The organism is Streptomyces durhamensis, assembly GCF_000725475.1.
GTDB lineage: Bacteria > Actinomycetota > Actinomycetes > Streptomycetales > Streptomycetaceae > Streptomyces > Streptomyces filipinensis.
The window spans coordinates 1-1,341 of record NZ_JNXR01000085.1 but is presented as its reverse complement, the minus strand read 5'-3'; the positions used below and the strand labels follow the sequence as shown (position 1 = coordinate 1,341).

At 67.2% G+C, this 1,341-nt stretch carries 1 protein-coding gene and 1 pseudogene; both read right to left on the bottom strand.

The genetic code is table 11. From position 1 onward, the window contains the following. A pseudogene (locus IO33_RS45335) lies at window positions 1-894 on the bottom strand (alpha-amylase family glycosyl hydrolase); the annotation flags it as partial. Then, window positions 891-1,341 (bottom strand): alpha-glucosidase C-terminal domain-containing protein (locus IO33_RS0141860; protein ID WP_031174318.1); only part of this gene is annotated, 451 nt, incomplete at its 5' end. The pseudogene IO33_RS45335 and the gene IO33_RS0141860, both read right to left, overlap by 4 nt.

The window sequence follows — 1,341 nt, the reverse complement described above, 5'->3', positions numbered from 1 at the left end:
TCAGCTCGTCGTGGTTGCGCAGGAAGACGCCCCACTGGCAGCCGGAGGGGATGGCCGGCGTCTTGGCGAGGATCTCGGAGACGGGATAGCGCGACTCCCTGCGTACGGCCATGAAGATGCGCGGCATGACCGGGAAGTGGAACGCCATGTGGCACTCGTCGCCGCCGGAGGCGTAGTCCCCGAAGTAGTCGACGACGTCCTCCGGCCACTGGTTGGCCTCGGCCAGCAGCACGGTGTCCGGGTACATCGCGTCGATCTCCTTGCGCACCCGCCTGAGGAACTCGTGGGTCGCCGGCAGGTTCTCGCAGTTGGTGCCCTCCTCCGCGTACAGGTACGGCACCGCGTCCAGCCGGAACCCGTCGATGCCGAGGTCCAGCCAGAAGCGCAGCGCCGCCAGGATCTCCTCCTGCACGGCCGCGTTCTCGTAGTTGAGGTCCGGCTGGTGCGAGAAGAAGCGGTGGAAGTAGTACTGGCCGCGCACGGGGTCGAAGGTCCAGTTGGAGGCCTCGGTGTCGACGAAGATGATCCGGGCGTCCTCGTACTGCTTGTCGTCGTCGGCCCACATGTAGTAGTCCCCGTACGGGCCGTCGGGGTTCTTGCGGGACTCCTGGAACCACGGGTGCTGGTCGCTGGTGTGGTTCATGACGAAGTCGATGATCACGCGCATGCCGTGCTGGTGGGCGGCGTCCACGAACTCCACGAAGTCGGCCAGGTCGCCGAACTCCGGCAGGACGGGGCGGTCAGGCCCTTCAGGTCGCCGACGCCGTCGCCGTTGCTGTCCTGGAAGGAGCGGACCAGGACCTCGTAGAAGACGGCGCGTTTGAACCAGTCCGGATCCCGGTCCCCCGCAGGTGTGTCCTCAAAAGTGTCCAGTACGGGTTCGTTGACGGTCATGACGCTGAGGGCCCTCCGTTCCGGGGCGTCGCCCGCCCGACGTGGAGCACGTGCGCCGGCGCGCTGCCGGGCGTCAGACGCACGTAGTTGGTCCTGCCCCAGTGGTACGTCTCGCCCGTCAGTTCGTCGTGCACGGACAGGGCGGCGTCCCGGTCCAGGCCGAGTTGCGGCATGTCCAACGAGACCGTGGCCTCCTGGGCGTGATGGGGGTCGAGATTGACGACCACGATGACCGTGTCCGTTCCCGTGCTCTTGCTGTAGGCGAGCACGGCGTCGTTGTCGGTCTGGTGGAAGCGGAGGTTCCGTAGGCGCTGTAGCGCGGGGTGCTCCCGGCGGATCGTGTTGAGCCTGGTGATGAGCGGTGCGATGGTGCGGCCCTCGCGTGCGGCGGCCGCCCAGTCGCGGGGTTTGAGCTGGTACTTCTCCGAGTCGAGGTATTCCTCGCCG